Source organism: Paraburkholderia sp. J11-2 (assembly GCF_905220185.1).
GTDB lineage: Bacteria > Pseudomonadota > Gammaproteobacteria > Burkholderiales > Burkholderiaceae > Paraburkholderia.
Genome location: NZ_CAJMYY010000015.1, coordinates 33,839 through 59,886, shown reverse-complemented (window position 1 = coordinate 59,886; position 26,048 = coordinate 33,839). Strand labels below are relative to the sequence as shown.

Here is a 26,048-nt window from a genome sequence, read left to right as displayed (position 1 = left end):
AGCGCTGAATTTACGACGGCATAAAATTAAAATATTAATAATTCTCAGCATTTCTTGCGATGTATCCAATCAATTCAATTAATGACATTTTTTATATGTTCACTCACAAATAGTGATCAAAAATTCGGACAACTCTGATACCCCGAACGAATTCGAAGACGGTACGCTGCAAAATTCTTTCTGAACTCTCGGCGCACTCATCACGACAGCGTCAAGTTTCAGATGGAGTTGACTCAACACATTTGGAATTATGAAAATCACTATCGTTGGCACCGGTTACGTTGGTCTAGTCACAGGTGCGTGTCTCGCCGAACTGGGCAACCACGTGCTATGCCTCGACGTCGATAAATTCAAGATAGACCTGTTGAACAACGGTGGGGTCCCCATTTACGAGCCCGGCCTTCGCGAAATCATCGCGAGAAATCGGGAAGCGGGTCGCCTTCAGTTTTCAACTGAAATTGAACAAGCTGTCGCCCATGGTGACATACAATTTATCGCCGTTGGCACCCCACCCGACGAAGACGGATCCGCGGATCTCCAATACGTCCTCGCTGCCGCGCGCAACATCGGCCGGCACATGAGCCGTTTCACGGTCGTCGTCGACAAATCTACTGTCCCGGTGGGTACCGCCGACAGGGTTCGCGAAACGATCGCTGAAGAGCTTGCCCGCCGCGGTGCCGACATCCAGTTCGCAGTCGTCTCCAATCCCGAGTTCCTCAAGGAAGGCGCCGCAGTTGAGGACTTCATGCGCCCCGATCGGATCGTTATCGGTCACGATCCCGACGTTCAAGGCCTGCGCGCAAAGAGTCTCATGGAGCAGCTTTACGCGCCCTTCAACCGAAATCATCAGCGCACGCTGTACATGGACGTGCGCGCCGCCGAGTTCACGAAATACGCAGCCAATGCCATGCTGGCCACGCGCATTTCGTTCATGAACGAACTTGCGAATCTCGCGGACCGCGTGGGCGTGGATATCGAGCAGGTCCGGCGCGGAATAGGTTCCGATCCGCGCATCGGATACAGCTTCCTCTATGCCGGTTGCGGATATGGTGGCTCGTGTTTTCCGAAAGATGTACAGGCGCTGGTCCGTACGGCAAGCGAATATCACATGAACCTGCAAGTGCTCACGGCGGTCGAGCAGGTCAACAACCGTCAGAAAGCCGTCCTGTTCGACAAGATCGAACGCTACTATGATGGGCAGCTTTCCGGTAAGCGCTTTGCTGTATGGGGCTTGGCATTCAAACCCGATACCGACGACATGCGCGCAGCGACAAGCCGGGTCCTGATAGCGGAACTTATCCGATCCGGCGCCTCAATCAACGCGTACGACCCCGTTGCACTCGACGAGGCACGCAAACGCCTCGCGGAAGACCTCGGTCCGGACGGATTCGAACGCGTTCGATTCGTGAAGGAACGCGACGCAGCGCTGCAAGGCGCAGACGCACTTATCATCGTGACCGAATGGAAGGCGTTTCGCAGCCCGGATTTCGAGCAAATCAAATCGTCGCTCAAGCATCCGGTGATCTTTGATGGAAGGAACCTGTACGACCCGGTGGCGATGCGTAACAACGGCTGGACGTACTTCACAATTGGCCGGGATCTGGCGAAAGTGTCGGCGTGAACAATGCGTAATAGTCTCTCGTCTCATCTTCGACTATCGCGGTGCACGGCGAAACACGCCTCTGCCCTTGCGTCCGGCCTTTTTCTCATGCTTGCGTCGCACGGCGCGAGCTGGGCGCAAGCAAGCAGGCAATCCCAAGTCGCTCTGCCACCCACTTCGGCACAAGGCGACCCATCTTCCAATCGAACGAATGGCGGGGATCGGGGCGGCGACAAATCATCACAACCCTTCGACGCGTTGCTGGGTGCACCTCGAGGTTACGCCATCTTGAGCACCGACAACCCGGAGGTATTGTATGGGGCACCCATGACCGAAGCACTTGAGGGTACTCGTCCCCAAATTGCTGCCTTCAGTGCGATGGATGCGCAAACGGCTCCGAGCGAAGCGTCGCGGTTTCCCACTGCCAATGGCGCAGGTGCAGCGCGAATTTTCTCAGCCCGCGCAAAACGCACGCTCAGTCCCGGCAAGCGCCCTCATGGCGAAATGGGTAACGCGCCGTCCCAGCCTGATTTCGGCCAATCTGGGATTGCTGCGACGGCGGATCCAGCGGCCCAGGTCTATCCGTCGCCTTGGTGATCCTTTGCGCGTGATTGTGCCGCCGGGCGCGTCTACGAGCACCCGGGGGAACATCGGCGGCACTATCAGAATGCCGCCTCGACCGTGATAGATCGCTCGCGTACGTCAAGCACAGCCTTCATCCGCGAACGGAACATCTCATTCGAGAATCGCTTGGCATTTTCGGCACAGGCGTACGGACTCATTTCCGGACCCGCCTCAAAGCGCGCAACCGCCTCGATAATCGACTCTGGTGTCTGCTTGGAGAAAAGCGTTCCGGTTTTCCCGTCACGAACGATTTCCGCCGCGCCTCCGACACCATATGCAATGACCGGGGTGCCGCACGCTTGCGCCTCGACCATGACTATTCCGAAATCCTCTTCCGCTGCGAAGACAAACGCACGCGCCTCCTGCATCAGTTTCACTACCTCGGCGTCCGACTGCCTTCCTAGCAGTTCAATATTGCGCGCGCCGTTCGCTGCCCGCTCCAGCGCTGCACGCTCAGGCCCATCGCCGATCACCAACAAACGGCGCCCCAAGCGCCGAAACGCTTCGGCGATCAATGGCACACGCTTGTATGGCACCAGCCGGGAGGCAGTCACATAATAGTCCTGCTTCGTCTGATTAAGCGCAAATCGCTCGGTGTCAACGGGTGGATACACGACGGTTGCCTCCCTGCCATAAACCTTCCGAATACGGCGCGCGATGAATTCCGAGTTCGCTATGAGCTGATCGACGCCATGTACGCTGCGCAAATCCCACAAACGCATGTAGTGCAGCATGGCTCGTGCAGCAGCAGACTTCACGCCCCGCAGCAACGCGGCCTCGCGCAGGTACTGATGCTGGAGGTCCCATGCGTAGCGAATAGGCGAATGCACATAACTCACATGCCGTTGGTTAGGTCCCGTTAGCACGCCCTTCGCCACGGCGTGCGAACTTGAAATCACGAGGTCATAGCCCGCTAGATCGAGTTGCTCGATCGCCAACGGCATCAGTGGCAAATAGGCGCGATAGCGCTTGCGCGCGAAGGGTAGCCGCTGAATGAAACTCGTGCGTGCCTTGCGTCCGCCAAGGAAGCCTCGTTCATCGTCGCGCAGAAAGTCGCATACGGAGAAAAGGTCGGCTGCCGGATACAGAGCAAGAATCTGTTCGAGTACCCGTTCTGCCCCGGCGTACGTGACCAGCCAATCATGAACTACCGCTACTCGTTGACTCATGCCTGTACTTCCGAAACGAGCGAAAGCATCCGCTCAGTACGCGCTGCGTACGTGTTCTGACGCGCGAGTTCGATACGTTCCTGCTGGGAAACACATCGACCGGCAAGTGCGCTCTCGATGCCCGCAATAAACTCATCGACCGTTTTCGCGATACAGACTGATTGCGCATAGCTTGCAAGCGACGGTAGATCGACGCTAACAACGGGTTTCCCGGCCGCCAGATACTCGAAGAACTTCATCGGGAACATGGCAGCCGTATATTCGTTAAGCTGATTAGGAAGAATCGCGACATCAACGCCTTTCAGATAGGCGGGCAACTCTGCATAGGGTCTCGGTCCAAGAAGATGCACGTTCGCAAGTCCCTTCAACGCGGACGCGTCCGTCCAAGGGTCGCCCTCTCCGACCTGGCCAATTAGAACGAGTGACCAATCCGGGTGCGCCTCCGCCACTGCCTTGAGCAAGGCAAAATCGACCTTGTAGCCGCTAATCGCACCAATAAAGCCTATGCGGGGCCCGGGGATAGACTCGAGGTCCTTTGGGATTGCGGTCGATTTCTTCAGTGCCAGGGAGAAGTGATCGAAGTCCGCGACATTCGGTAAGTAATACGTGTGCGGATTCAGTGCACGACGCGACGACGCGAGTGTGACCGAAGTCACGAAGACAATACTCGCCTGCTTGACTAATTCTGTCTCCGCGCGTGCGAGAGTCTCGGCCGGCATGCCAGGCATGGCCTTGATCTCATCGACGCAGTGATAGACCACACATGGCCATCGCGTCCCGCCCATTATTTCCGTGGTCAACGGACTGTAGGTCCAGAAAATGCTTTTGCGCATGCGCAACATCGACATCCAAAACTTCAAGCCACCGGCCAATAGCAACCGGTTTAGCTTGCGCACCCATGCAACCCCGTGAAACGGCAACAGAATCGGAGACCAAACCCAGACGTTATCCATCACGCGCCTCGGCGCCCTGACGCCACTGACAAGACGCCGCCAGATTCGATTCGCGTCGCTCGTTGAAAGGCTGGGCCTGCGCAGTCCGAGCGAGTCGATATACAACACACGGTGCCCGTGCCGGGCCAATTCAACAGCAACGTGCTGCTTGTTCGTCCAGAACGGATTATCCCAATCGGCTGTGGACATCAAGACGATATCTTCACCACTCATCTAGCTGTACTCCATTTTTCTATCATGAAACGGGCGTCGGTGCGCAACGTCGGCACAACCGCGATAAATGCCCCCCACCAAGCCATGAACCAGATCGCGGCCACCAGCATGCCGAGCCACCCTTGCGCGATCGGCATCATCTCGATCGACGCATACCCGAGCGAACCCAACGCCAACCAGGCGAGTCGCTTCAAGACAGTCCCTGTCAATCCGAGTGCTCGGGTACTGAGCGCGAAAAGCACCACACCATTCGCACAACTACCTATTCCAAGCACCGCCGGCCCCACAACACGATAGAAGCTGAAGTTGATCACCATGTTCACGACCAATCCCGCCGCCATGATGCGAAACACCGCAGTATTGAGCAGGCGAGCGCTGAGCGACTTCATCAGCACGTAGCTGGCCACTTGCGCCCAAAACCCAAGCGCGTAGCCCCATAGAATCAATTGCGTGAGGTGAGTCGACTCGGCATCGAAGTGACCGCGCTGATACACGATGGCGATGACCCAACGGCAATTGACGGCCAGGGCCATAGAGACAGGAACGGACGCGAGCAATAGCGGTGGAAGGAGCCTTTCAAGCGATACTCGCGCCTCTTCGTCACTCATCTTGCTGATAGCAGACAGGCCTGCAAGTCCGAGTGGCACAGCAAAGAGGAGGATCCCCGTATCGCTAATGAACTTCGCGTAGTCGAGAGCAGCAAACGTGCTGACACCGAGTAACGATGCGACTGCCCGTTCTGCGACCGTGTTGCCCTGCAGAAGAACGGGAATCAGCATGAGAGGCTTTACCACATGCCAGAACTCGCCTGCAACGCTACGGATATCCTCACTACGCAACAAGGATGGCAATGGCACCCATCCGCGCCGAACGATACGCGCGAACCCCCAAACTGAGTACACGAGGTAGGCTACGGTGAAACCCCATGCGAGCAGGCTCGGCACACGCATTACATAGGCGACGAGCGTTCCCACAATCAGGCCCGCGCTCTGCAGCGTCGCCCGCGCCGATGCTAGCGTGTACACGCCGTGCCCCATCTCGAGATACGAGAACAGTCCTCCTGCAATGTAAAACGGCACGCCGAGACCCATGATCCGCACGAACTCGACGGTCAATGCACGCTCGCTTGCGCTGAAACCCGGCACCAATGCACGTATCCAATACGGCGCGGCAGCTAGCAAAAGCGTGACAGTCAGAACCGATGCCACCAGGAGCAGGCCCGCCGTCCACCAAAAAAGCGATCCGGCACGACGGCCATCGCTGTCGCGATAGCGCGCGTAGAGCGGCAAGAATCCGGCCGATAGCGTGTCGGCAGTAAAGAAATTGACGGGCACCAGCGTCGCCGACTGGGCGGCACGCAGCGCGGCGACCATGCCAGACGTGCCAAAGAGCCCGGCGAGCAAGACCTCGCGTAGCACGCCGGCAAGCTTGCCCGCAAGTGAGCCGAAGAAAAGATGGAGAAACGACTTAAACACGGCTGCCGCCCATCCATATCGGCATTGCGCGTTGTGCATTCAGCCGTTCAAAAAGCGCGAGGTAGGAATCGACACACGTATCGAGCGAGTAGTGCTGCGGTAGCACACCAGAGGCAGCGGTGCCCACCTCGAGAGCCGACCGCAAGCCATCGGCCACCGCCGATTCGTCTTGCGCTTGCACGCGTGTCAGCCATCGACCGAAATCCGCGTCCCTGAACAAATGCCGGGAGACGACGCATGACAGTCCCACAGCCAATGCTTCAAGGACGTTAAGCGGCAATCCCTCGACGTGCCTCGTCGTAAAAAGCAGGACGTCCCCTGTCTGCAGATAGCGCGGCAATACATCACGCTGTACGCTGCCGACAAAGCGAACTTTCTCTTTAAGCCCAAGTGCGCTCGCGTGTGCCTCCAGTTCGCTGCGCTCAGGACCGTCTCCCACGATCAAATAACGCGCGTTGTCCATCGTCTTTGACAATGCCGCGAACGCGTTCAACCCTAGATCGATCCCCTTCTGCTTATGCAAACGACTGGCCGATACGATCACAGGCGCGGCATCGCTCCAACCGAGTGTCTTGCGCATCGCGCTCCGGACAGACAAGTCCCGTTTGAACAACGCCGTATCGATTCCATTGGGAATGAGGTGCACACGCTCCGACGGCAACGACCGACGAATCAGCGCGGAACGCATGTCATTGGAGACACGTTCCCCAACGGCAACGATCGCGTCGTATTGCCGATACGCACGCAGATCCTTCACGATCCACGAGATATTGCGCGCGGAGCTCAAGATGCTTTTCGGTGAACGCGTACGCCACTTCGAAAGCACTTCACCCAGAGAGGTACCATGCGCCTGCATGACAAATGCAAGCTCCGGATAGCGGCCACGCAACGACAACAGCGAATTCGCTGCGGCGCTCACTCCGAGCACGGCGTTGCACGAGGGCGCTATACGCTCGAAAACGCCTCGAGCGCCGCGCCACCACGTCGCGTCATAACGTTTCCATGCAGCTCCCGGAATCGTAACGATGTGTACGCGCTCATCCTCGAACTCACACGGCCGCCCAGGGATCTCGGTAGTCACCAAGGTCACCCTGTTGCCACGCGAAAACGCTCTCGCCAGATCCCAAGCGACGGTTTGCATTCCACCAATACTGTGATGCGGTAAAACGCGGGTAAAGATCGCAATGTGCATTTCGCGGTTCAGACGAGCTCTTTGTAGTATTCGGCGAGCAGGGCGGATTGCTTCGCCACATCGAAATGCTCTTCCACACGTCGTCTCGCCGCTCGTCCCATCTCCTTCCTTGTACTTGAGGAATCCATAAGATCTGTCATAGACCTTGTCAATCCAGCTATATCATGCTCCCTCACCAAGAGTCCGGTCTGCCCGTCAACAACGGCCTCCACAATTCCGCCACTTCGCGTTCCAATGGCTGGAATTCCGGATGCAGCGGCTTCCAGTAGGACCATGCCAAAGCCCTCTGCGTCCCCTGATCGTGCAGTCACACTCGGCTGACAAAGAAGCATCGCCTCCCGCATGAGTTCATGTACGCGGTGCTGAGGTTGCGGCCCCATGAACACCACTCGTTTGCTCAAGCCAAGCGCCTGCGAACTACTCTCCAAAACACCGCGTAGTGGACCGTCGCCGACAATGACGAGCCTGGCATCCCTATGCCGCGCGGGCAAATTCGCAAACGCTTGGATTAAATCTGCGCATCCCTTCTTTTCCACCAATCTTCCAACGTGCAACACAATGGGAATATCTGATCGTGATTCGGGCACAAAAATCCTTTTTGTGTCGATTCCCATGTAATGCACACGCATTCTCTTTTCTGGATAGCCATGACTTAATGCCCGTTGCCGGATATACTCCGAAACACAAAGGAAAAGTTGTCCGCTACGCGCCAACGCTCTTCGATGGAGAAGATAGTTGATCCACGAAGGTTTCCCGGACCGAATCATGTTGATCATTCGAGTTGTGACATCGAATCCATGGAAGGTTGAAACCAAAGGAATATCCAGAAGCGCAGCGACACGCTCCGCGTAGACAGCGTCTACACCAAAATGGGCATGAATTAGCCTGACATCGAAAGGACGCAACATTTCAGCGATGCCCCCCGGACAACGCGTAATTGCGTGCAGAATGTGCGCACGCTTCATGTGATTGCCCGCGATATCACACATTGCGATGCTCTTCATACCAACAGGTGCATCGCCCCAACGGTCTCGTCCAACCATGATTGGCCGAAACCCTCTTATGTGCATCGCCTGCTGTTCGATGAACGGCTCAGAGCGCTTAAAGAGTTGATGACGATAGATTGCGACGTTATGCACTTTTCCCTCTCGTCGTCTTTCCGTTTAAGGACGCCCGAACGGTGAACAGAGCCAACACGGTCGCAAGTATGGGTTGAATGTGTACATCTCCGATGAGGCCCTGATTCTCCCCAAATCCCTGTATCAATAACCAGGTGTAACTGAGCAACAGCATCACTCCTAAACCTTTTGACTCCACATCCGCTGCACCAGCGCCTTCCAGGGCCTTCTTCAATATCCAAACGACGAGCGCGACACCGAGCGTTAGCGCAACAATTCCACTTTGAGACCAGAGATAAATAAAAGTATTGTGGGGTGGCAAGTCTGTCGGAACGCCAGAAAATCTTGCATAGGCCGGAAATTCAATTTGCCACCCCCCAAATCCCTGACCAAGAATTGGATTTTCAAGAAACATCTTCAAAGCAAATCCCCACATTTGAAACCGTGTATCTGCCGTATCTGCCACTCTGCTACTTACAACAGAGCTCATCCCGCTGTGGCCGATATTCATAATTTTGTAAGAAATTATTGCAATAGCAGTGACCTGAACTAACAAGATCGACACAATTCCCCGATCCTTTTCTGAAACACGAAACAAGAACAGGACCGCCAACATTGGTAAAATAAGCATCATTCCCGCCTTCGATCCCGCGAATGGAACCGCAGCAGTCAATATAATTCCCATAATGAAATGGGATCGAGATCTATAGGCGAATGCAGACCCCAGCGCCGTCATAGCGACGAACCCAAGGAAAGTAGACGCAGCGTTGCCGTTGACGAATGCGAATCCACCAGATTTTTCAGGATCGAAAACATTATTTCGACCATCTGAAAATAACTCCGTCAACGTATTTGAGCTTATAAACCACGTTGCAAGGTTCGTCTTCAGGAATAGCAACTTCTCAACCGGCGCGAAACGAAACATCACGACACTTGCAGCAAATACCATCATCGCGAGATAGAAAATCGTTAGCGCACGTGTGATCCAACGAGAGTCTGAACGCGCCTGGCTCGCGATGCCTGCGAATACGGCTATGAATGAGAGAAAGGCATTTAACGAAACAAGTCCGAGTCGGACGTTAACGGACCAGAGAAAACTCACGACTGTAATGATCGAAATTCCGAGAATGATTCGAATCGGTTTTACGGAGAACAGGAATTTCGCTTCCTTGAGAAGCTCCGGCCAAAATGCATAGGCAACGACCAGTGCCAACGGCACCGGGAGTTGACCGACTACGAGCCACGGTGGGTAGACCTGAAATACCGCAAGCGGCAACAGAAGACACACGCGCAGACATCTCGGTATCAACGGCAATCCAATAACGAGTGCAAGAATGATTACGATCCCCATGCGCACTCCAACCCTGCCAGTCGCATGGTGTCGCCAGCCTTGCCAAAACAAACATCCATCTTATTCGCGCTCACGTTGGATCGACGAGACGGCTAGAACATTGACCGCGGTGGGCTGTCACAATGGCAGGTATTGGGGAAACTGAAGCGGCTCCGAACGTTTGGTCGATCGTCATGACATCGTCACCTTTCCCGCAATCGACGCGCATCCTTCCAGTTTGTCGGACATCCCACACAACCGCTGTTCTCGGGCCACCCATGAGGGGCCGAGCTTCTATCGCGACCACGCCTTCGTCGAACCCATTCGTGTTTGCCAACGTCAACGCATGCGTCGCAACAAAGGTAGCGGCCGACGACATACCCGAGGCAACCGACTTCGACGTCAGGTCGATGCGAAACAACCCAAAGTGATGCTCCTTGTTGGTCGGGTCGTTGCCATCGTCAACGAGGTCGTACCACCAGATTCCCTTGATGTACGGAAGCGAACGGGCGAGCAAAACGAGGCGCGTCGCGAAAGATCTCTGCGTTTCCTCGCTTACACCGAATTTGCCGATGTTTGTAGGCCAGCCAATTTCAGTCACATACAGATCGACCTTTGCCTTACGGGTCAAGTGGCGCAAACGCTCCTCAAGTTCGATAAGCGCCCGGATGCAGTGCTCTGGCGCGAGATCGTCCGTAACCTGGTAGTTGTAAGGATGAACGGCCAACCCGTCGCCCATCTGAACTATGCCGAGTTCAGCAAGACGCTCCTCCCAGCCCTTGCGCACGCCAGCTCCAACCACGATCGTGGCATCGGGGTTGGTCGCCTTAAGCACCGGATAGACGGCTCGAAACAGCGTCGCATAGTCCTCCGGACTACCCGGTCGAAACCCTCCCGTGTAGTTGTCCCATTCGTTCCAGACTTCGAATTGATTGACACGACCGCGAAAGTGAGCAACGACAAACGTGGCATATCTCGCATAAGCGTTGATTGCGGCCGCAGAGCGAGGTTTGTCACCACCGTCATAGAGAGAATTGCCGTAGTCGAGGATCAACACTGGCTGAATCCCGCGCTTTATCGCCATATCGACGTACCGCTCAAGATCGGCCGGGATTGAATACTCGCCCTGACGCGTCTCGATATACTTCCACGGCATGTCGAAGCGAACCGAAGTCAGGTTGGTTTTGCTGACCAAGTTCAGTTCCGATTCCTGCTTTGCCACGGCAACTCCGCCCGGATGTACACCTACACCGACCCAAGGCTGTTGGGCAGCAGCCGTTCGGCACAGCCCCTCGATCATCAGCATTACCATCAAAACGGCTGACCTCAGCCATCTTGACTCTCCAAGACATTTCGACATTATTTCGATCTCAACATGTTGCATTCCTAATTACTTGATCTAAGATAATTAAATGCAACGTTTCACTTTTATACAGGGAACGACTCTAACGTCCTGCCTTTTCGTCGTAGGCGTAATACGCGGTGTAGTACGCACCCGCCTTCAGGCTGCGCTCAGCCACATTGGTAAACAGCGCTCCCTTGATCGAAACGCCCGCCGCATGCAGACGCTGAACAACCTCCATCAGTTCAGGCATCGGATGCGCGCCGTGCTGGATAGCAAGGAGAGTCATACCCGAAAGTTTTCCGACCACAGCCGAATCGGTCACTGCGAGCACAGGCGGCGTATCGACGATGACGACGTCATATTCCCTTGAGAACCGATCGACAAGATCTCTCATCCTGTCGCTCATCAGAAGCTCTGAAGGGTTGGGCACCGAAGTACCTCGTGGCAATACGTCGACGTTCTTGATAGCTTGCTTCACCACGGCACGTGAAACTTCTGTACCACGAAGGATCACATCCGTAACACCCGGCTCCTTTTGGATGCCGAAATATGATTGGAGCGTCCCCCTTCTCAGGTCGGCGTCGATGAGCATGACGCGCTTGCCGCTGCTTGCTAGCACCGCCGCGAGATTGGCGGAGGTAAACGACTTACCGGCGCCTGGCCGCGAGCTCGTAATGGAGATCACATTGTTAGCGGCATTGAGCATCGCAAACTCTAGCGCAGTGCGCAAGCTGCGTATCGCCTCAACCGCCACATCACCAGGGGCGGTCACCGCCAACAATGGAATACCGCGTCCGTCCCGCTTGACCTGCTTCTCCAGGCGATTTTGCGCATCGCTGTGCGGGATCATCGCGTACACCGGCAGCCCCAGCGATCGCTCGATTTCCTCACTATGCGTCACACCTTGGGACAAGCTCCGGCGGATGAATACGATCGCGGTGCCGATAAACGACCCGGCCACGATAGACAGCAGTAGCACCAACAACTTCTTGGGTTTGACCGGTAGATCTTGTACCACCGCATAGTCAACGATGCGAACGCTTCCCACCTGCCCTGCCTTGAGGATTCGCAGTTGCTGTGCACTATTGAGCAGGCTCATATAGAGCTCTGTGTCGACTCGCACGTCACGCAGCAACTGGAGCGCCGTTTGCTCGGTATTGGGTAGTGCGGTCACCTGCTTGCTCAATTGATCAAGCTCGGAGGTGACCCCTGCAATCTGACCGTCCAGTGCCGCAACGGCCGGGTGAGATGCCGTAAAGCGCTGCACCATCTCGGTACGTTTTTGCTGAAGCTCAAGAAGCTTTGTCTTGCTGTCGACGACCCGCTGCAACAGCAACTGCCCTTCCTGCGATAGATCCACTGTCCCCCGCTGATTACGGAAGGCGTTATATTGACTCTCCGCGTCATTGAGTTGCTGGCGCAATTGGGGCAGTGTGTCGTCCAGGAATTTCAGTGTGTGTTGCGCTTCAGCCGACTTGCGGTCAACGTTTTGCTGCACATACATGCTCGCTATTGTGTTGATCACCAGAGCGGCATGGGATGCGTCGTCGCTATCCAGCGATACACCGATGATTCCCGAGTCCTTAGCGAGTTCGGTAATGACTAGTGCCTGCTGCAAATCGCCAATCGTATCCAGCGTAGAACTACGCTTCAGCACGAAGTGCGTACCCGCGTGCGCGATCAGCCGGTCGACCTTGATCGAAATCGGCTCCTTGCCTACGGAAGTCGTGGCCAACTGCCCCACATGGCCTTGCAATACCAATTCGCCGTCGGGGTCGACAATATCGTAGGCTCCCCCTTCGCGCGCGACGAGTGTGTACTTATCGTCGTACCGGCTTTCAGCAACGTCGAAGCGTGACACTTCGATCTTTTCTCCGCCCCACGCGTAGCGGGTCATACCTAGCACTGGAGATGCCAGCCCACCCTCAACCGCATGCCGGGCGATCATCCGGCCAATCAACGGAAAATAACGGGGGCGCGCAGTGACATCCAGATGTAGCGCGTTGACCGCCCCACCCACGACAAGCCGGGAACCGATCAGCGCCATCTCTGCCGCAGCCGTCTGCTTGTTGTCGAAAATGGACGCTAGTTGGCCCAGCGCGCTATTCGAGGAATTACCATCGTCCTCTACCTGGATCATGGCGTCCGCCCGGTACTGGGGCGTCGCGACAACGATATAGACAACACCAAGCAATAGCGAGATAGCAATGGCAACTGCGATCAGCTTCCAGTGTTCGAGGATTGCGGCGACATATTCGGCAAGCTGAATTTCATTGCTAGCCGAGCCGTTGTCATCAGCAACGTTTTTTTGGGAAGAGATCATACAATCAGGAAATAACTTTCTTTAAATCTTCGATCCACACAGCGATGCACCGGTCGATTTGGTTCAGCGACGAGACGAACGCATCTCGACCGCGTCGATAAGGATCAGCCACCTCAATGCCAAGAGGCGCACCTATGCAATACACCTTACCCTTTGCAAACGGGTACCGCGCCTCGACAGTTTTGGACTGGGCGTTTGACATGGTCAGCACGAGGTCCGCCATTCGCACCTGCTCGAGATTCATGTTCACTGCGACATGATCACGAATATCGATGCTGCGCTCCGCCATCAATTCGACAGCAAATTCGTCCACGGGGCGGCCTGCAAGTGCCGCACAACCTGCGGAGATTACATTCACACCCGGCAGACGGCTTGCAAGAAGCGCTTGGGCCATGGGGCTACGGCATATGTTTCCTTCACATATAACGAGTATGTTCTTAAGCATTCTCACCTATCCTCTTTTTTGTTCCACACGGGGGCCTCTCGTGCCAGCGATTTACTGGCAACTCACGACCGCCCGTATGTATCGTCGAGGCGGACGATGTCGTCCTCGCCCAGATAGGCTCCGGACTGTACTTCGATCAATTCAAGCGGTAACTTGCCAGGATTCTCGAGCCGGTGAGTTACCCCTAGCGGGATATAGGTGGATTCGTTTTCGCTGAGCAGAAATTGCTCATCGCCGCGCGTCACGCGTGCCGTTCCACGCACGACGATCCAATGTTCAGCACGGTGATGGTGAAGTTGAAGCGAAAGCGAGCCTCCAGGAGTGACGACTATCCGCTTGACCTGGAATCGGTCACCTTGATCGATCGAATCGTAATAGCCCCACGGCCGACGCACCATTCGATGTCTGTCCGCTTCCGGCGCTTGTTGCATTCGAATTTTTTCGACCAGCGCCTTTACATCCTGAACGCGTGAACGGTCAGCGACCATTACAGCATCGGCGGTTTCGACGACGATCAAATTCTTGACGCCAATACACGCAACGAGACGTCCTTCGGATCGGACCAGACTTTCAGTTGTCTCCGCTAAGGCGACCCGGCCACTAGCAACGTTGCCCTCAGAATCTTTCTCGAGCGCACCCCAGACCGCGTCCCAGGTACCCAGGTCCGACCAGCCGGCATCAAGCGGGACAACCACGCCCGGGGGAAGCGATTGCGTACGGCCAAGATGTTCCATCACCGCATAGTCGATCGAACTCGCGGGCGCACTGCTGAACGCAACCGCATCTGGAAATGAAGCGTCATCGTCTCCCGTGCCTCGGTTGTATGCCGAGACACATGCGTCGAGCATCGAGGGTTCGAGCATACGTAGCGCATTCAGCCACACGCTGGCGCGCAACACGAAGATGCCGCTGTTCCACCAGTAACAACCTGAAGCGAGGTAGCGCTCCGCTGTCGCCACTGCGGGCTTTTCGACGAATTGCTCGATACGGCGTGCGCCGTTCTCCAGAGCGGAACCCGTCTTGATATAGCCGAAGCCGCTGTCTGGACGTGTAGGCGGCACGCCCAAGCTCACGATCGCACCATCGCAGGCATAGCGAACTGCGGTATCAATTGCGCTATAGAAGGCCTGAAGCTCCGTGATTGCATGGTCTGCCGGCATCGCGACGACAATTGCATCTTCCTTGCCCCGCAAAGCCGCGAGCGCCGCAAGCGTGAGCGCCGGTGCGGTTTCGCGCCGGCACGGCTCGACAATGACGTGCGTTTCGACACCTGCTGCCCGAAGTTGAGCTTGCGTCGCGAAACGCGTGTCTTCGCCGCACACGACTATCGGCCGCTCAACCTTCCAGCGAAACGGGGGAACGCTCAGCAGTCGTTGAACCGTAGTCTGAAGAAGCGATTCCTGACCGAGTACGTCAATCAATTGCTTCGGAAATTGCTCGCGCGATAGTGGCCACAGGCGAGTTCCGGAACCGCCTGCCAACACAACCGGAACGACAGCAATATCAGTGATCGAACTGGCGTTCCCAAGCGGTTGAATTTCATCGGACGTCGCGTTAGCGCTACGAGTTTGAATATCCATAGTTTCTATCGGCCTCACGCGTCCGATGCCACCTTGAAAGCGCTTAGCGGGGCATGTTCTTCGCTCAGAAATCGATCCTGACGCGGCCTCACTTCGCCAGCACTCCTGCCGTCATGCCCGCATTAATCGCCGGCAAGAGCAAATTCAACACACGACTAAAGCGCACAAGCCCGTTGCCGTCCACATAGACCACGTCCTTCGGCTGAAGATCAAACTCCTTGGCGACCAGCATCGCGACCGGCGATCGGCCATCCAAATGGAATACCTGCGGCGTGCCGTTGAGCGCCCCGCGCACAACAAACATTTGTGCGGCGTCCGCCGTCGCGGCGTTCACGCTTCCAGCCTGGGAAAGCGCATCGGCGAGTGTGATTCGCCCAGTGCGATTAGGAATCGCCGAAACCGGCTTATTCACCTCGCCCATGACATAGACGTCGTTCTCTTCGCGTGCGACGACCCGTAGTCTGTCACCCGTGCGCAGATAAAGACGGGACGGGTTGAGGCCGCTTGCGACCATTTGCGTGAGGTCTATTCGGTGGGAAACGCCATCGCGCACCAACACCAGCGTGCTTTGATCGGCCGCATCGGAAAAACCGCCGGCTCGCGCGATCGCCTCATAAAGCGACATAGGCACATCGTTGATGGCAATCACGCCAGGCGTATGAACTTCACCATCTACATAGACTTGATGCGCCCGATAGGAAGCCATACGCACGGTCACCTGCGGCTTCACGAAATACTTGCCTAATGCAGCGCTCAAGCGTCTTTGTATTTCCTCTGTCCGCAAGCCAGCGACATGCAGCGTACCCGCATAAGGAAATGCCAGATCGCCGGCCTGATCAACGACGAAACCTGAGCTGGGATCTCCTGGCCGGCTGGTATTCTGCGCCGGCGTACTGCCCATCGCAGCTGCAAGTTCCGGGTGATCCCAGACAATGATTTGCAGAACGTCGCCCGCTCCCACCGCATATGGCGTCGGCTGGTCGGAAAGCAGCTTGACATGCTGCTGACCATTCTCTGCCCGCTCTTGTTGCGAGCGTCTAACGTATTCGATATCCAGCTCGACGATGGGAATTTCTGGCGTGGCTCCGGTGGCGCTCACCGTTTTTGTCGCATTCGCGGATTCAGTGCTAGTGCTCGCAGCGATAGTCGTACCGTCCTCCTTAACCGCAGAAGCCGTAGCTTGAGAGCTTTCCCTCTGCGTCGCGCCGCCTCCCGACGAAGTCAACATGCGCATACCGGGTGCGAAAGCGCAGCCGCCAAGCAGCAGCGAGAGCGCCAATGCGGCACCGATGCCTGCAAACTTCACCGTAAGTCGCGAAGACACCGGAGCCTGAGAATTCTTCAATCGAGTCACCACTTCCACTGTCCAGCCAATCAATAAGCATTACGATGAACCAGTCCCTTGAAAACTGTGGCAAAGACAATCCGAATGTCGAACCAGAAGGACCAGTTACTGAGGTAATAGAGATCGTGCGCGATACGCCCCTGCATCTTTTCGATGCGGTCTGTTTCGCCACGAAAACCGTTGATTTGCGCCCAGCCGGTGATACCCGGCTTGATGCGGTATCTATGGATGTACCCATCCACAATGTCTTGATACAACCTGTCGTGCTCGATGGCATGAGGCCGAGGCCCGACAACCGACATTTCGCCACGCAAAACGTTGAAGAACTGCGGTAGCTCATCAAGACTCGTACGCCTGAGGAAAGCTCCAACGCGCGTCACACGCGGGTCGTTGCGCGTCGCTTGCTTGAGCACACCATCCGATTCAGCATGCACACGCATGCTGCGAAATTTATAGATATTGAAGACCTTACCGTTTGCGCCCTTGCGACGTTGCGTGAAGAATGCAGGGCCTGGTGATGAGCATTTGACTGCCGCCGCAATCGCAAGAAAGAGCGGTGCAAGCGTCACCACGGTACACAGTGCAAACGCTCGATCGAATATTTCCTTGCTGATGAGTGAATGCGAAGCGAGCGGTGAAGCTACAAGGTTGATCGCCGACGTACCTTCGAGATTCGTCATTCCAGCTGCGAAAACCGAGAGACCGCTCACATCCGGGATAAAACGGACGTTGATCAAATCATTACGAAACAACCCGACAAAAGGGACAATCGTCTGCCCTTCGGAAAGCGGAACGGCTAGCCAAAGCTCGTCGATATTGGTATTGCGAACATAGTCGGCAAACGCTTTGCGATCGCAGAAGGTGGGCAAGCCAAGCGGAACGGCGTCTGCCTTCGGCTCCGTGTCAAAAGCCGCACTGACGCGATACATCGAATCCGACTTCGCGCCAACCTTACGCATGATCTGGCGGCAACGCGCCGCGTTGCCCACTACCGCAACCGTGCGCGTGTGCGCATCCTGCTTCGTCAGCCGGAAATAGATTGCATGTGCAGCCAGGCGACTGATCACGACTCCGGCCGCAGAAACGCACGCCCACTCTTCGAGCCAGTCCGCTGCAGGACGGTATGTACGATGTAGCGCCATCACCAATACGCACGATGCGACCAGGACGAAAAGCCATGCAAACATTGGCACGCAAACACAACGCCAGAACACACCTCGACGCGCCACACGGTACATGCCCCACGAGGGAAACAGCATGAGCGCTAGCAGCATCGAAAACGCGACCAGAGCGCTGTCGTAGCCGGCACCATCGATAATGCCCGGCGCGCGCATTGTCAAAAGCGCACCACCGGCGATCACCACGACGTCCGACAGACGCGCAAGCATTCCGCCGTTTCGGATAGGCACCGAAGCATCAATATGGGTAGTCGAATGCATAGGCTCTCCTTCTCGGAGGCAGGTAGCGCAGTGGACACAATGCAACCGGTTCAAACAGCCGCGAACCGATTCAACGACATGACGCCTGCGGATTCCAGCAGTTAGCCCACGCACTGCCATGCGCACGCTTATTCGTCGGTCAAACCGGCTCCTACTTAAGGGCCAAGCGCTGATTTTGTTTTAATGGCACTTTCGCGTATATAGGAAGAGTCCTAAATGACCTCTCAAACCTACGCATAGACACCTCTTACCTAGTCGCAAAACGACCGCGATCGCGATCATGTCGCCGGATTGCTCGATGTCAACTATCTATAAATACGTACTGCGAATTATTTGTATCGGTATATTTCACCCGATCGAAGACAGGCGATATCGATCAAAAAAGATGATGACTCGTGCAATCGACAAATGGTCGCACGTGTATCCCACGTGAGATAAAGATGAAAAATATTTAATTCTCACAAATCATCCGGTATTTTCTTTTTAATTGCCGGACATCTGTTAATTCGATTTAAAACTCAACGAGCTTTAAGCAGCGACGCCAGAGAATTCCGACGCCGCCCTACAAACTACCTTACTTCTTCCTCTGAATAAACTCGATCTTGTACCCATCCGGATCGGTCACAAACGCGATCACCGTGGTCCCATGCTTCATCGGACCCGCTTCACGCACCACCGTCCCGCCCTGCTCCTTGATCTTCGCGCAGGCGGCGTAGGCATCATCCACCTCAACCGCCAGGTGACCAAATCCGGCCCCAAGATCATAGGAAGCCGTATCCCAGTTATGCGTAAGCTCGATCACCGTGCCATCGCGCTCGTCCGTGTACCCAACGAAGGCCAGCGTGAACTTGCCATCGGGGTAGTCTTCGCGGCGCAGCAGTTTCATGCCGAGCAGTTCGGTATAGAACTTGATCGAGCGATCGAGGTCGCCGACCCGGATCATCGTGTGCAGCAGGCGCATTGTGTACTCCGTTTTGCCGTCGTCAAAAACCGGACTGTACCAAAAACGCGCCAGCCCTGCCGGGCCCGGCAAGATGCGCCGATTTGCTCTAGCATGAACGCCATCCTGAAATTGCCCCCGGCAATTTCGCTATACGCAAGCAACTAGGAGTAGACATGCGAATTCTGGTAGTGGGTGCGGGTGCGACGGGCGGCTATTTTGGCGGCCGGCTCGCCGCTGCGGGGCGTGACGTGACGTTTCTGGTTCGCGAGGCGCGCGCCGCGCAACTGCGCGAATCGGGCCTCGTCATCCGCAGTCCGGCGGGCGATCTCACGCTGCGCGACGTCAAGACCGTCACGCGCGAAGCGCTCGAGTCGCAAGGTGGCCAATCGTTCGATCTCGTATTGCTGAGCTGCAAGGCCTACGACCTCGACAACGCCATCGATTCGTTCGCCGCTGCCGTCGGGCCGAACACGCTGATCCTGCCGCTGCTCAACGGTATGCGCCATCTGGAAGTCCTGCAGGCGCGCTTCGGCACGCAGGGGGTGTTGGGCGGCGTGTGCCTGATCGCGTCCACGCTCAACGACAAACGCGAGATCGTGCATCTGAATGATGTGCACGCCATCACGTTCGGCGAGCTCGGCGGCGGCGTCTCGCCGCGCGTGCAAGCCGTAGCGGATCAGTTCGGCAATGCCGGCTTCCACGTGAAGGCGAGCGATCACATCCTTCAGGAGATGTGGGAGAAGTGGGTGTTTCTCGCGTCGCTCGCGGGCAGCACCTGTCTTTTCCGTGCGCCCGTTGGCGTGATTCTCGCCACGCCCGACGGCGCCGCGACCATCGAACGTCTCTTTGCCGAATGCCGCGCGATCGCAGCCGAACATGGCCACGCCGTGCGCGACAGCTTCCTCGAACGTTCACGCTCGATGCTGTTCGCCAAGGGTTCGGCGCTCACCGCCTCGATGTTGCGCGACGTGCAGAACGGTTCGCGCATCGAGGCCGATCACGTGCTCGGCGACCTGATCCGGCGCGGCGGCGCGGTGCAGCACGCATCGAACGAGCTATCGGTGCTGCGCGTCGTCTATAGCCAGCTCAAGGCCTACGAGGCGCAGCGCAGCGAGGCGACCTGAGAAGCGGTCTGAGAAGCGGCCTCAAAAAACGGCTAACGCACCGGCAAGGCGGCGCATCGCGCGCTCATCAAGCGCCGCCTGCCCCTTCCAGCGCCTGCGCGAGACTCACATACTCCTCAACGGGCACTTCCTCGGCGCGGCGCGCCAGATCGAAGCCGAGCGCGTCGAAGTCGAGGCGTTCGCGGTAATCGCTGAGCGTATTGCGCAGCATCTTGCGGCGCTGCGAGAAGGCGGCCGTCACGAGTTCGCCGAGCAGCGCATCGTTCACCTTCGGCAGTTCGTGCGGGGCGTAGGGAATCATGCGCACGATCGCTGAATCCACCTTGGGCGGCGGTTGGAACGATTCGGGCGGCACGTCGATGAGCTTGTCGATCACGTAGCGGTACTGGAGCATCACCGTGAGACGGCCGAACGCCTTGCTGCCGGGCTCCGCCACCATGCGCTCGACCACTTCGTTCTGCAGCATGAAGTGCTGGTCGATCACGCGCTCGGCAAACGTGGTCAGGTGAAACAGCAGCGGGCTCGAAATGTTGTACGGCAGATTGCCGACAATGCGCAGCGAGGGTTTCTCGCCCGGCGCCGCGAGCGAGCCGAAGTCGAATGCGAGCGCATCGCCCGCGTGCAGTTCGAGCAGCGGGCCGAACTTCTTCGTGAGGCGCGCGATCAGGTCGCGGTCCAGCTCGACCGCGTGCAGCGGCGATTCAGGCGTGGCGAGGCGCTCGATGAGCGGCTCGGTGAGCGCACCCAAACCGGGCCCGATCTCGACCATGCGCTCGCCGCGCTGCGGGCGAATGACGTCGACGATCGAGTCGATCACGCCCGTGTCGACGAGGAAGTTTTGGCCGAAGCGCTTGCGCGCGAAGTGGCCCTGGTGCTGTCTGCTGCTGTTGGACATCTTCTCTGGATTCAATCAGATAGCGCGCCGGTGGCGCGCCATCGAAACGGCGGTGTCGAGGGCGGCGATCAGGCTGCCTGCGTCCGCGCGGCCAGTGCCGGCGAGGTCGAGCGCAGTGCCATGATCGACCGAGGTGCGCACGATCGGCAGGCCGAGCGTGACGTTGATGCCTTCGCCGAACGTCGCGTATTTCAGGACCGGCAGGCCCTGGTCGTGGAACATCGCCAGCACGCAGTCCGCATCCTTCAGGTAGCGCGGCTGGAACAGCGTGTCGGCGGGGTAAGGGCCGCGCGCGTCAATACCTTGCGCAGCGGCGGCGGCCAGCGCCGGCGAGATCGTGTCAATTTCCTCGCGCCCCAGGTAGCCGTTCTCGCCCGCATGCGGGTTGAGGCCGGTCACCAGAATCCGCGGCAGCGGCACGCCGAAATGATGACGCAGGTCATGATCGATGATGCCAAGTGTTTCAACGAGCCCCTCGACCGTGAGCGCAGCCGACACGTCCTTGAGCGGCAAATGCGTCGTGGCGAGCGCCACGCGCAACGGGCGCGCGCCGGTGCCCGCCAGCATCATGACCACGCGCGGCGTATGCGTGCGTTCGGCGAGATATTCGGTGTGGCCGGTAAAGGGCACACCGGCGTCGTTGATGGTGCTCTTTTGCAGCGGCGCGGTGACGATCGCGTCGAATTCGCCCGCCAGTGCGCCGTCGATCGCGCGGTCGAGCAGCGCGAGAACATAGCGGCCGTTGGCGGCGTCGAGCTTGCCGGGCTTGGCTGGCGTCGCGAGCGCGATATGCTCGACCTGCACAGGCTGGTGCGCCAGCACGGCGGCCCAGTCGACGCTCGCGGCTTTCGCGCGTGCTTCGAGCAGCGCGCTGTCGCCGAGGACGACGAACTGCGCGTCGGGCCAGTGGGCCGAGGCGCCCGCCAGCGCGGCGGCGGTCAGTTCGGGGCCGACGCCGGCCGGTTCACCCGTGGTGATGGCGATGCGGATCGGCCCCGCCCTCCGCGGAGCCGGCGACGACGATGCGGAGGCGTTCATGGCTCGATCCCTGGGTGACTGCTTAGTTGTGCGGCGGCGTCATGCCCGCGATCTTGTAGCTGACGTAGGCGCTGTCGCGCAGCTGCCGCAGCCAGTCGGCGTAAGCCTGCTCCGCCTTGCGCTGCCCGATGGCCTGGCGCGCGAGTTCCATTTGCTGCGCGATCGAGCCTTCGGCGTCGCGGCGGCCCAGCACCTGGATCAAGTGGTAGCCGTACTCGGTGCGAATCGGCTCGCTCAACTGGCCGTCCTGCAGCGTATTCATGGCGCGCTCGAATTCAGGCACGGTTTCGCCCGGGCTGATCCAGCCGAGGTCGCCGCCCTGCGAGGCCGAGCCGTCCTGCGAGTAAGTGCGCGCGAACTTGGCGAAGTCGCCGCCCGCCGCAATTTCCTGGCGGATTTCAAGCAGCTTCTGGCGCGCCTGGGGTTCGGACATGCCGTCGCCCACACGCAGCAGGATGTGGCGCACGTGCGTTTGCACGAGCTTGGGCGCGTCGGCGGCGGTGCCCTGGCCCTGGCGGCGCTCGACGAGGCGGACGATTTCAAAGCCGTCGTTGGTGCGGATCACCGTGGGGTTCACTTCGCCCGGACGCAGGGTGGAAGCGGCCGTCACGAACTCGGGCGGCAGCTTCGACTGCTGCAGAAAGCCCATGTCGCCGCCCTTGCTTGCGTCGCTCGCCTGCGAATTCGACTTCGCGAGGCTCTCGAACTTGCTACCCGACTGGGCTTCCTTGAGCAGCGCGTTGGCCTTCGCCTGCGCGGCTTCGATGTCGGTTTCCGAGGCGTTCAGCGGCGCCTTGATGAAAATGTGCTGGAAGTGCAGATCGCTCGACTGGCCTGCGTTCGGTCCGCGCTGGCTCGCGATGTAGTTCGCGACTTCGGCGTCGGACACCGTGACCTTGCTGTCCACTTCCTTCTCGCGCAGCTTCGAGAGCGTGAGTTCGGTGCGCGCGTCCTTCATGAACGTGGTCCAGGGCACGCCGGCCGCCTCGATGCGCGCGCGATAGGTGGCGAGATCCATGCCGTTGGCCTGCGCAAGACGCTCGAGCGTGCGTTGCACGGAGGCGTCGTCGACAGTGATGCCGTCTTCCTTGGCCTTCTGGAGCTGGATGCGCTCGAGCACCATCTGGTTGAGCACCTGCGCGCGCAACTGGTCCGCGGGCGGAACCGGCGCGTTTTGCTGCTGAAGGCGATGCGAAATGAGTTCGGCGCGGCTGTCTAGCTCGCGCTGCGTGATCACGCCGTCATTGACGACTGCGGCGATCGTGTCGACCGTCTGGCCGTTGCCGGCCGGGAGACCTTGAGCTTGCGCCGGCGCGGCCGGCAACACGCCTGCGACGGCGAAGAGACTCGCAGCGTACGCTGCCAGGCGAAGCTTTTTCATGATTCCCACAGATACTCCAATGTTGGCGGGCACGCTTCGCCCGTCTCTATGCAACCGACACCGCGTTGCCCCGAGGCGCCTTGTGCAAACAATGCGCTCCGGATCACGCGTTATTGATAATCAGTGAAGCGCGAATCCGGCGGCGACTGGGCCGGCAGCTGCGTGTACCCCGGCACTGCCGTCCTGAACGCCGCCACCAGCCCGTTGTCGACGTTCGAGAGTCCCTTGAGCGTGAGCTGCGCGAGAAACCGCGTTGACGAATTCGGCGTACCCGACGTATTGAGCCCGTTCGCGTATCGCTGCAGGCCGATCCCGAGCACCCAGCAGTCGGCGTCGTACTGCATGCCGACCAGGCCGTCGACGATCCGATGGCCGTTCAGATCGTAGTTGAAGCGGCCCACGGCGTACACCCGGTGCGAGAACGGCCATTGAGCCGAGATCAGAACCTGATTGATCGGCTGGAAGTCCAGCGTGGTGTTCGCCCGCGTGTAGCGGTAGGCCACGTTCAGCACGCGGCTCGTTCCCGGGCTGTACCCGAAACCGATGCTCGCCTTCGTGAGCTGGTTGTTGTCGGCATTATATTGGAACGCCGTTTCCGAAGCGAAACCAGCCCCGATTTTCAGCGCAGCACCCGCAATCAGGTCCGAATGCGTCGCCTGACTCGTGCTTTCGCCGGAGTTCAACGTGACGCGCTGATCCTGGAAGTAGTACTGCTGCGCAATCACGAAGCGCGCGCGCTCGTCGCCCGAAGCCGGGTCGATGAAGCGCGTGGTGAGCGCGGCCGTAATGCGGTTCGCGTCGGCAATCCGGTCGTTGCCGACGAAGGTGTTCGGCGTGAAGATTTCCGCGAGGCCGAAGTCCGACTCCGCGGTATCGAAAAGGGGCGCGAACTGCTGGTTGTGGTACGGCGTGTACACGTAGTACAGGCGCGGTTCCAGCGTCTGGATGTAGTCCTGGCCGAACAGGTGGACCGAGCGGTCGAACACGAGGCCCGTGTCGAAGCTGAAGGTCGGGATCGATTCGGTGAAGCTCTTCGGCGTGCCGACGGGCGAACCGAAGGTCGTGCCCGCCGGGCCGATGTTGCTCAGGTTGTACGACGCGAAGTGCCACTGAACCTTCGGCGTGACGAAGTAACCCGGCCCCATCAAGGAATACGACAGGTACGGATTGAAGACGACGCGGTCGCCTTCGGTCGCGTTGTCTTCCGTGATGCGGAAGCGCGAATAGTCGGCTTCCATGCCGTAGTCGAAGCCGCCGACGTTGTACTTTGCGTACTTCACGTTCAACTGCGGCTCGCGGCCGTACGGCGGCGTCGACGACTCGACCGCCTGCCAGTGCTGGTAGCGGCCGAGCACGGACCACGGTCCGTTGTTGTACGTGAGGCCGGCTTCCTGCTGGTACAGCGTCTGCGTACCGTTCAGGAACTGGTTGGCCGGCGACGACAGGTCCGACGGATAGGTGTTGTCCGAGACCTTGTTGTAATAGACGTACCCGCCGAACCCGTTGCCGAAGTTCTGGTTGTGCTGGATGAACAGCGCGTAGCGGTTCGTCTTCGTGATCGCGTCGTCCGGCAGGAAGGTGCCGGTGATCGATCCCGAGTAATTCGTCGAGAGATACCGGTAGTTGCCCTGCAGGAACACGCCACGCTTCGAGATGATTTCCGGCGTGAACGTGAAGTCGCGGTTCGGCGCGATGTTGAAGTAATACGGCAGCGAGATTTCGTAGCCGTTCGTCGAGCTGACCGAGAACGTGGGCGGCAACAGGCCGCTGCGGCGGTCGCCCGTAAGCGGGAACGACAGCCACGGGCTCGCGAAGATCGGCACGTCCTGGAAGAACAGCACGGCGTTGTGCGCGACGCCCTCGTCGCTGCCGGTGTCGAAATCGAACTCGCTGCCCTTGATGTACCAGGCCGGATTGGTCGAGCAGTGGCACGCGGTGTAGGTGCCGGTCGTGAGCACCGAGCGCTCGCTGTCCAGCAGGTCGGCGCGCGCGGCGCTGCCCGAGCCGCCCGTAAGCGTGAAGTGGTACTTCGGCGCGGGCATGAAGCCCTCGTTCGCCTCGACCTTCAAATGCGCCTCGGGGCCCGTGAACGTCGTGCCGTTCTGCACGACCACGACATTGCCGTACGCATTGGCCATGTCGGTGTCCTGGTCGTAGTGCAGGGCGTCGCCCTTCACCACGTTCGTGCCCTGGCGCAGTTCCGCGGCGCCCTTCACTGCGAGGTCGGTGTCGATCGTGCCGGTCGTCGAATCGCCGAGCACGAACGTTGCCGGGTGCTGGCCCGTCGCGTTGGGGTGATCCTCGAGTTGCGGCGCGAGCCGCAGGCTCCACGGGCCGTCCAGCTGCTGGGGCTGCGCGGCCGCGCCCGCGAGCTGGGCGTGCGCGAGCGCGGGCACCAGACCCGGTACGGCCAGGAGTGCCGCGATGAGCCGCCGCTTGCCCGGCACGCCGTCGTCACTAGGGGAGATCGTCTGGAAAAACTGTCTGGGCGGCATGTATGGTTTTGGCGAATCGGC

19 protein-coding genes and 1 pseudogene are annotated in these 26,048 nt (G+C 58.4%); 3 read left to right on the top strand and 17 right to left on the bottom strand.

Annotated features, from left to right (window positions below):
- Nucleotides 1-250 precede the first annotated feature (250 nt).
- Both U5A57_RS21555 and U5A57_RS21550 read left to right on the top strand, forming a co-directional pair.
- Nucleotides 251-1,621: a UDP-glucose/GDP-mannose dehydrogenase family protein gene (locus U5A57_RS21555; protein ID WP_321913697.1), complete on the top strand. Its 1,371-nt coding sequence runs from the start codon at nucleotides 251-253 to the stop codon at nucleotides 1,619-1,621.
- Between the two features lie 267 nt (nucleotides 1,622-1,888).
- Entirely contained in the window at nucleotides 1,889-2,197 is a 309-nt protein-coding gene (locus tag U5A57_RS21550; protein ID WP_321913696.1) for a hypothetical protein, read from the top strand.
- A gap of 104 nt (nucleotides 2,198-2,301) precedes the next feature.
- Here U5A57_RS21550 and U5A57_RS21545 read toward each other — a convergent pair.
- The 13 genes and pseudogenes from U5A57_RS21545 to gloA form a co-directional block, all read right to left on the bottom strand.
- Nucleotides 2,302-3,384, bottom strand: a pseudogene (locus tag U5A57_RS21545) (glycosyltransferase family 4 protein); the annotation flags it as partial.
- A gap of 5 nt (nucleotides 3,385-3,389) precedes the next feature.
- Complete coding sequence (locus U5A57_RS41705; RefSeq protein ID WP_415774651.1) at nucleotides 3,390-4,559, bottom strand: glycosyltransferase; 1,170 nt, start codon at nucleotides 4,557-4,559, stop codon at nucleotides 3,390-3,392.
- Nucleotides 4,556-6,073 carry a murein biosynthesis integral membrane protein MurJ gene (gene murJ / locus U5A57_RS21535; protein ID WP_321913695.1) on the bottom strand — a complete coding sequence of 506 codons (1,518 nt, stop codon included), beginning with the start codon at nucleotides 6,071-6,073 and terminating at the stop codon, nucleotides 4,556-4,558. Before murJ ends, U5A57_RS41705 begins: the two co-directional genes overlap by 4 nt.
- Nucleotides 6,027-7,226, bottom strand: a complete 1,200-nt coding sequence (locus tag U5A57_RS21530; protein WP_321913694.1) for a glycosyltransferase family 4 protein — start codon at nucleotides 7,224-7,226, stop codon at nucleotides 6,027-6,029. The genes murJ and U5A57_RS21530 overlap by 47 nt, the downstream gene beginning before the upstream one ends.
- A gap of 8 nt (nucleotides 7,227-7,234) precedes the next feature.
- Nucleotides 7,235-8,365 carry a glycosyltransferase gene (locus U5A57_RS21525; protein WP_321913693.1) on the bottom strand — a complete coding sequence of 377 codons (1,131 nt, stop codon included), beginning with the start codon at nucleotides 8,363-8,365 and terminating at the stop codon, nucleotides 7,235-7,237.
- The gene (locus tag U5A57_RS21520) at nucleotides 8,358-9,695 is read right to left on the bottom strand and encodes an O-antigen ligase family protein (protein ID WP_321913692.1); all 1,338 of its coding nucleotides are present in this window, start codon (nucleotides 9,693-9,695) and stop codon (nucleotides 8,358-8,360) included. The genes U5A57_RS21525 and U5A57_RS21520 overlap by 8 nt, the downstream gene beginning before the upstream one ends.
- Before the next feature lie 70 nt (nucleotides 9,696-9,765).
- Nucleotides 9,766-10,896, bottom strand: a complete 1,131-nt coding sequence (locus tag U5A57_RS21515; protein ID WP_321913691.1) for a cellulase family glycosylhydrolase — start codon at nucleotides 10,894-10,896, stop codon at nucleotides 9,766-9,768.
- A 223-nt stretch (nucleotides 10,897-11,119) separates the two neighbouring features.
- Entirely contained in the window at nucleotides 11,120-13,342 is a 2,223-nt protein-coding gene (locus U5A57_RS21510; protein ID WP_321913690.1) for a polysaccharide biosynthesis tyrosine autokinase, read from the bottom strand.
- 4 nt (nucleotides 13,343-13,346) lie between these two features.
- A complete protein-coding gene (locus tag U5A57_RS21505) occupies nucleotides 13,347-13,787 on the bottom strand; it encodes a low molecular weight protein-tyrosine-phosphatase (RefSeq protein WP_321913689.1) in 441 nt (146 codons plus the stop codon).
- A 62-nt stretch (nucleotides 13,788-13,849) separates the two neighbouring features.
- A complete protein-coding gene (locus tag U5A57_RS21500; protein ID WP_321913688.1) occupies nucleotides 13,850-15,367 on the bottom strand; it encodes a mannose-1-phosphate guanylyltransferase/mannose-6-phosphate isomerase in 1,518 nt (505 codons plus the stop codon).
- Nucleotides 15,368-15,455: 88 nt separating this feature from the next.
- Nucleotides 15,456-16,721, bottom strand: coding sequence for a polysaccharide biosynthesis/export family protein (locus tag U5A57_RS21495; RefSeq protein ID WP_415774652.1), 1,266 nt, complete (start codon nucleotides 16,719-16,721; stop codon nucleotides 15,456-15,458).
- A 20-nt stretch (nucleotides 16,722-16,741) separates the two neighbouring features.
- The gene (locus tag U5A57_RS21490; RefSeq protein ID WP_321913687.1) at nucleotides 16,742-18,151 is read right to left on the bottom strand and encodes an undecaprenyl-phosphate glucose phosphotransferase; all 1,410 of its coding nucleotides are present in this window, start codon (nucleotides 18,149-18,151) and stop codon (nucleotides 16,742-16,744) included.
- Between the two features lie 574 nt (nucleotides 18,152-18,725).
- Nucleotides 18,726-19,112 (bottom strand): lactoylglutathione lyase, encoded by a 387-nt coding sequence (gene gloA, locus U5A57_RS21485; protein WP_321913686.1) that lies wholly within the window; start codon nucleotides 19,110-19,112, stop codon nucleotides 18,726-18,728.
- A gap of 155 nt (nucleotides 19,113-19,267) precedes the next feature.
- Between gloA and panE the strand changes: the two genes are divergently transcribed.
- Entirely contained in the window at nucleotides 19,268-20,218 is a 951-nt protein-coding gene (gene panE / locus U5A57_RS21480) for a 2-dehydropantoate 2-reductase (protein WP_321913685.1), read from the top strand.
- A gap of 67 nt (nucleotides 20,219-20,285) precedes the next feature.
- Here the strand turns inward: panE and rsmA are convergent, their stop codons facing one another.
- From rsmA to U5A57_RS21460, 4 genes are all read right to left on the bottom strand, one after another.
- On the bottom strand, nucleotides 20,286-21,113 hold the full coding sequence (gene rsmA, locus U5A57_RS21475) for a 16S rRNA (adenine(1518)-N(6)/adenine(1519)-N(6))-dimethyltransferase RsmA (protein ID WP_233882891.1): 828 nt from the start codon (nucleotides 21,111-21,113) through the stop codon (nucleotides 20,286-20,288).
- A gap of 15 nt (nucleotides 21,114-21,128) precedes the next feature.
- Nucleotides 21,129-22,151 (bottom strand): 4-hydroxythreonine-4-phosphate dehydrogenase PdxA, encoded by a 1,023-nt coding sequence (pdxA, locus tag U5A57_RS21470; RefSeq protein WP_321913684.1) that lies wholly within the window; start codon nucleotides 22,149-22,151, stop codon nucleotides 21,129-21,131.
- A gap of 22 nt (nucleotides 22,152-22,173) precedes the next feature.
- Entirely contained in the window at nucleotides 22,174-23,541 is a 1,368-nt protein-coding gene (locus U5A57_RS21465; RefSeq protein WP_321913683.1) for a peptidylprolyl isomerase, read from the bottom strand.
- A gap of 101 nt (nucleotides 23,542-23,642) precedes the next feature.
- Nucleotides 23,643-26,027, bottom strand: coding sequence for an LPS-assembly protein LptD (locus tag U5A57_RS21460; RefSeq protein WP_321913682.1), 2,385 nt, complete (start codon nucleotides 26,025-26,027; stop codon nucleotides 23,643-23,645).
- Nucleotides 26,028-26,048: the final 21 nt, after the last annotated feature.

Coding starts and splice junctions, on each gene's coding strand:
- U5A57_RS21555 (WP_321913697.1), top strand. CDS start 251: ATGAAAATCACTATCGTTGGCACCGGTTACGTTGGTCTAGTCACAGGT.
- U5A57_RS41705 (WP_415774651.1), bottom strand. CDS start 4,559: ATGAGTGGTGAAGATATCGTCTTGATGTCCACAGCCGATTGGGATAAT.
- murJ (WP_321913695.1), bottom strand. CDS start 6,073: ATGCACAACGCGCAATGCCGATATGGATGGGCGGCAGCCGTGTTTAAG.
- U5A57_RS21530 (WP_321913694.1), bottom strand. CDS start 7,226: ATGCACATTGCGATCTTTACCCGCGTTTTACCGCATCACAGTATTGGT.
- U5A57_RS21520 (WP_321913692.1), bottom strand. CDS start 9,695: ATGGGGATCGTAATCATTCTTGCACTCGTTATTGGATTGCCGTTGATA.
- U5A57_RS21510 (WP_321913690.1), bottom strand. CDS start 13,342: ATGATCTCTTCCCAAAAAAACGTTGCTGATGACAACGGCTCGGCTAGC.
- U5A57_RS21505 (WP_321913689.1), bottom strand. CDS start 13,787: ATGCTTAAGAACATACTCGTTATATGTGAAGGAAACATATGCCGTAGC.
- U5A57_RS21500 (WP_321913688.1), bottom strand. CDS start 15,367: ATGGATATTCAAACTCGTAGCGCTAACGCGACGTCCGATGAAATTCAA.
- U5A57_RS21490 (WP_321913687.1), bottom strand. CDS start 18,151: ATGCATTCGACTACCCATATTGATGCTTCGGTGCCTATCCGAAACGGC.
- gloA (WP_321913686.1), bottom strand. CDS start 19,112: ATGCGCCTGCTGCACACGATGATCCGGGTCGGCGACCTCGATCGCTCG.
- panE (WP_321913685.1), top strand. CDS start 19,268: ATGCGAATTCTGGTAGTGGGTGCGGGTGCGACGGGCGGCTATTTTGGC.
- rsmA (WP_233882891.1), bottom strand. CDS start 21,113: ATGTCCAACAGCAGCAGACAGCACCAGGGCCACTTCGCGCGCAAGCGC.
- pdxA (WP_321913684.1), bottom strand. CDS start 22,151: ATGAACGCCTCCGCATCGTCGTCGCCGGCTCCGCGGAGGGCGGGGCCG.
- U5A57_RS21460 (WP_321913682.1), bottom strand. CDS start 26,027: ATGCCGCCCAGACAGTTTTTCCAGACGATCTCCCCTAGTGACGACGGC.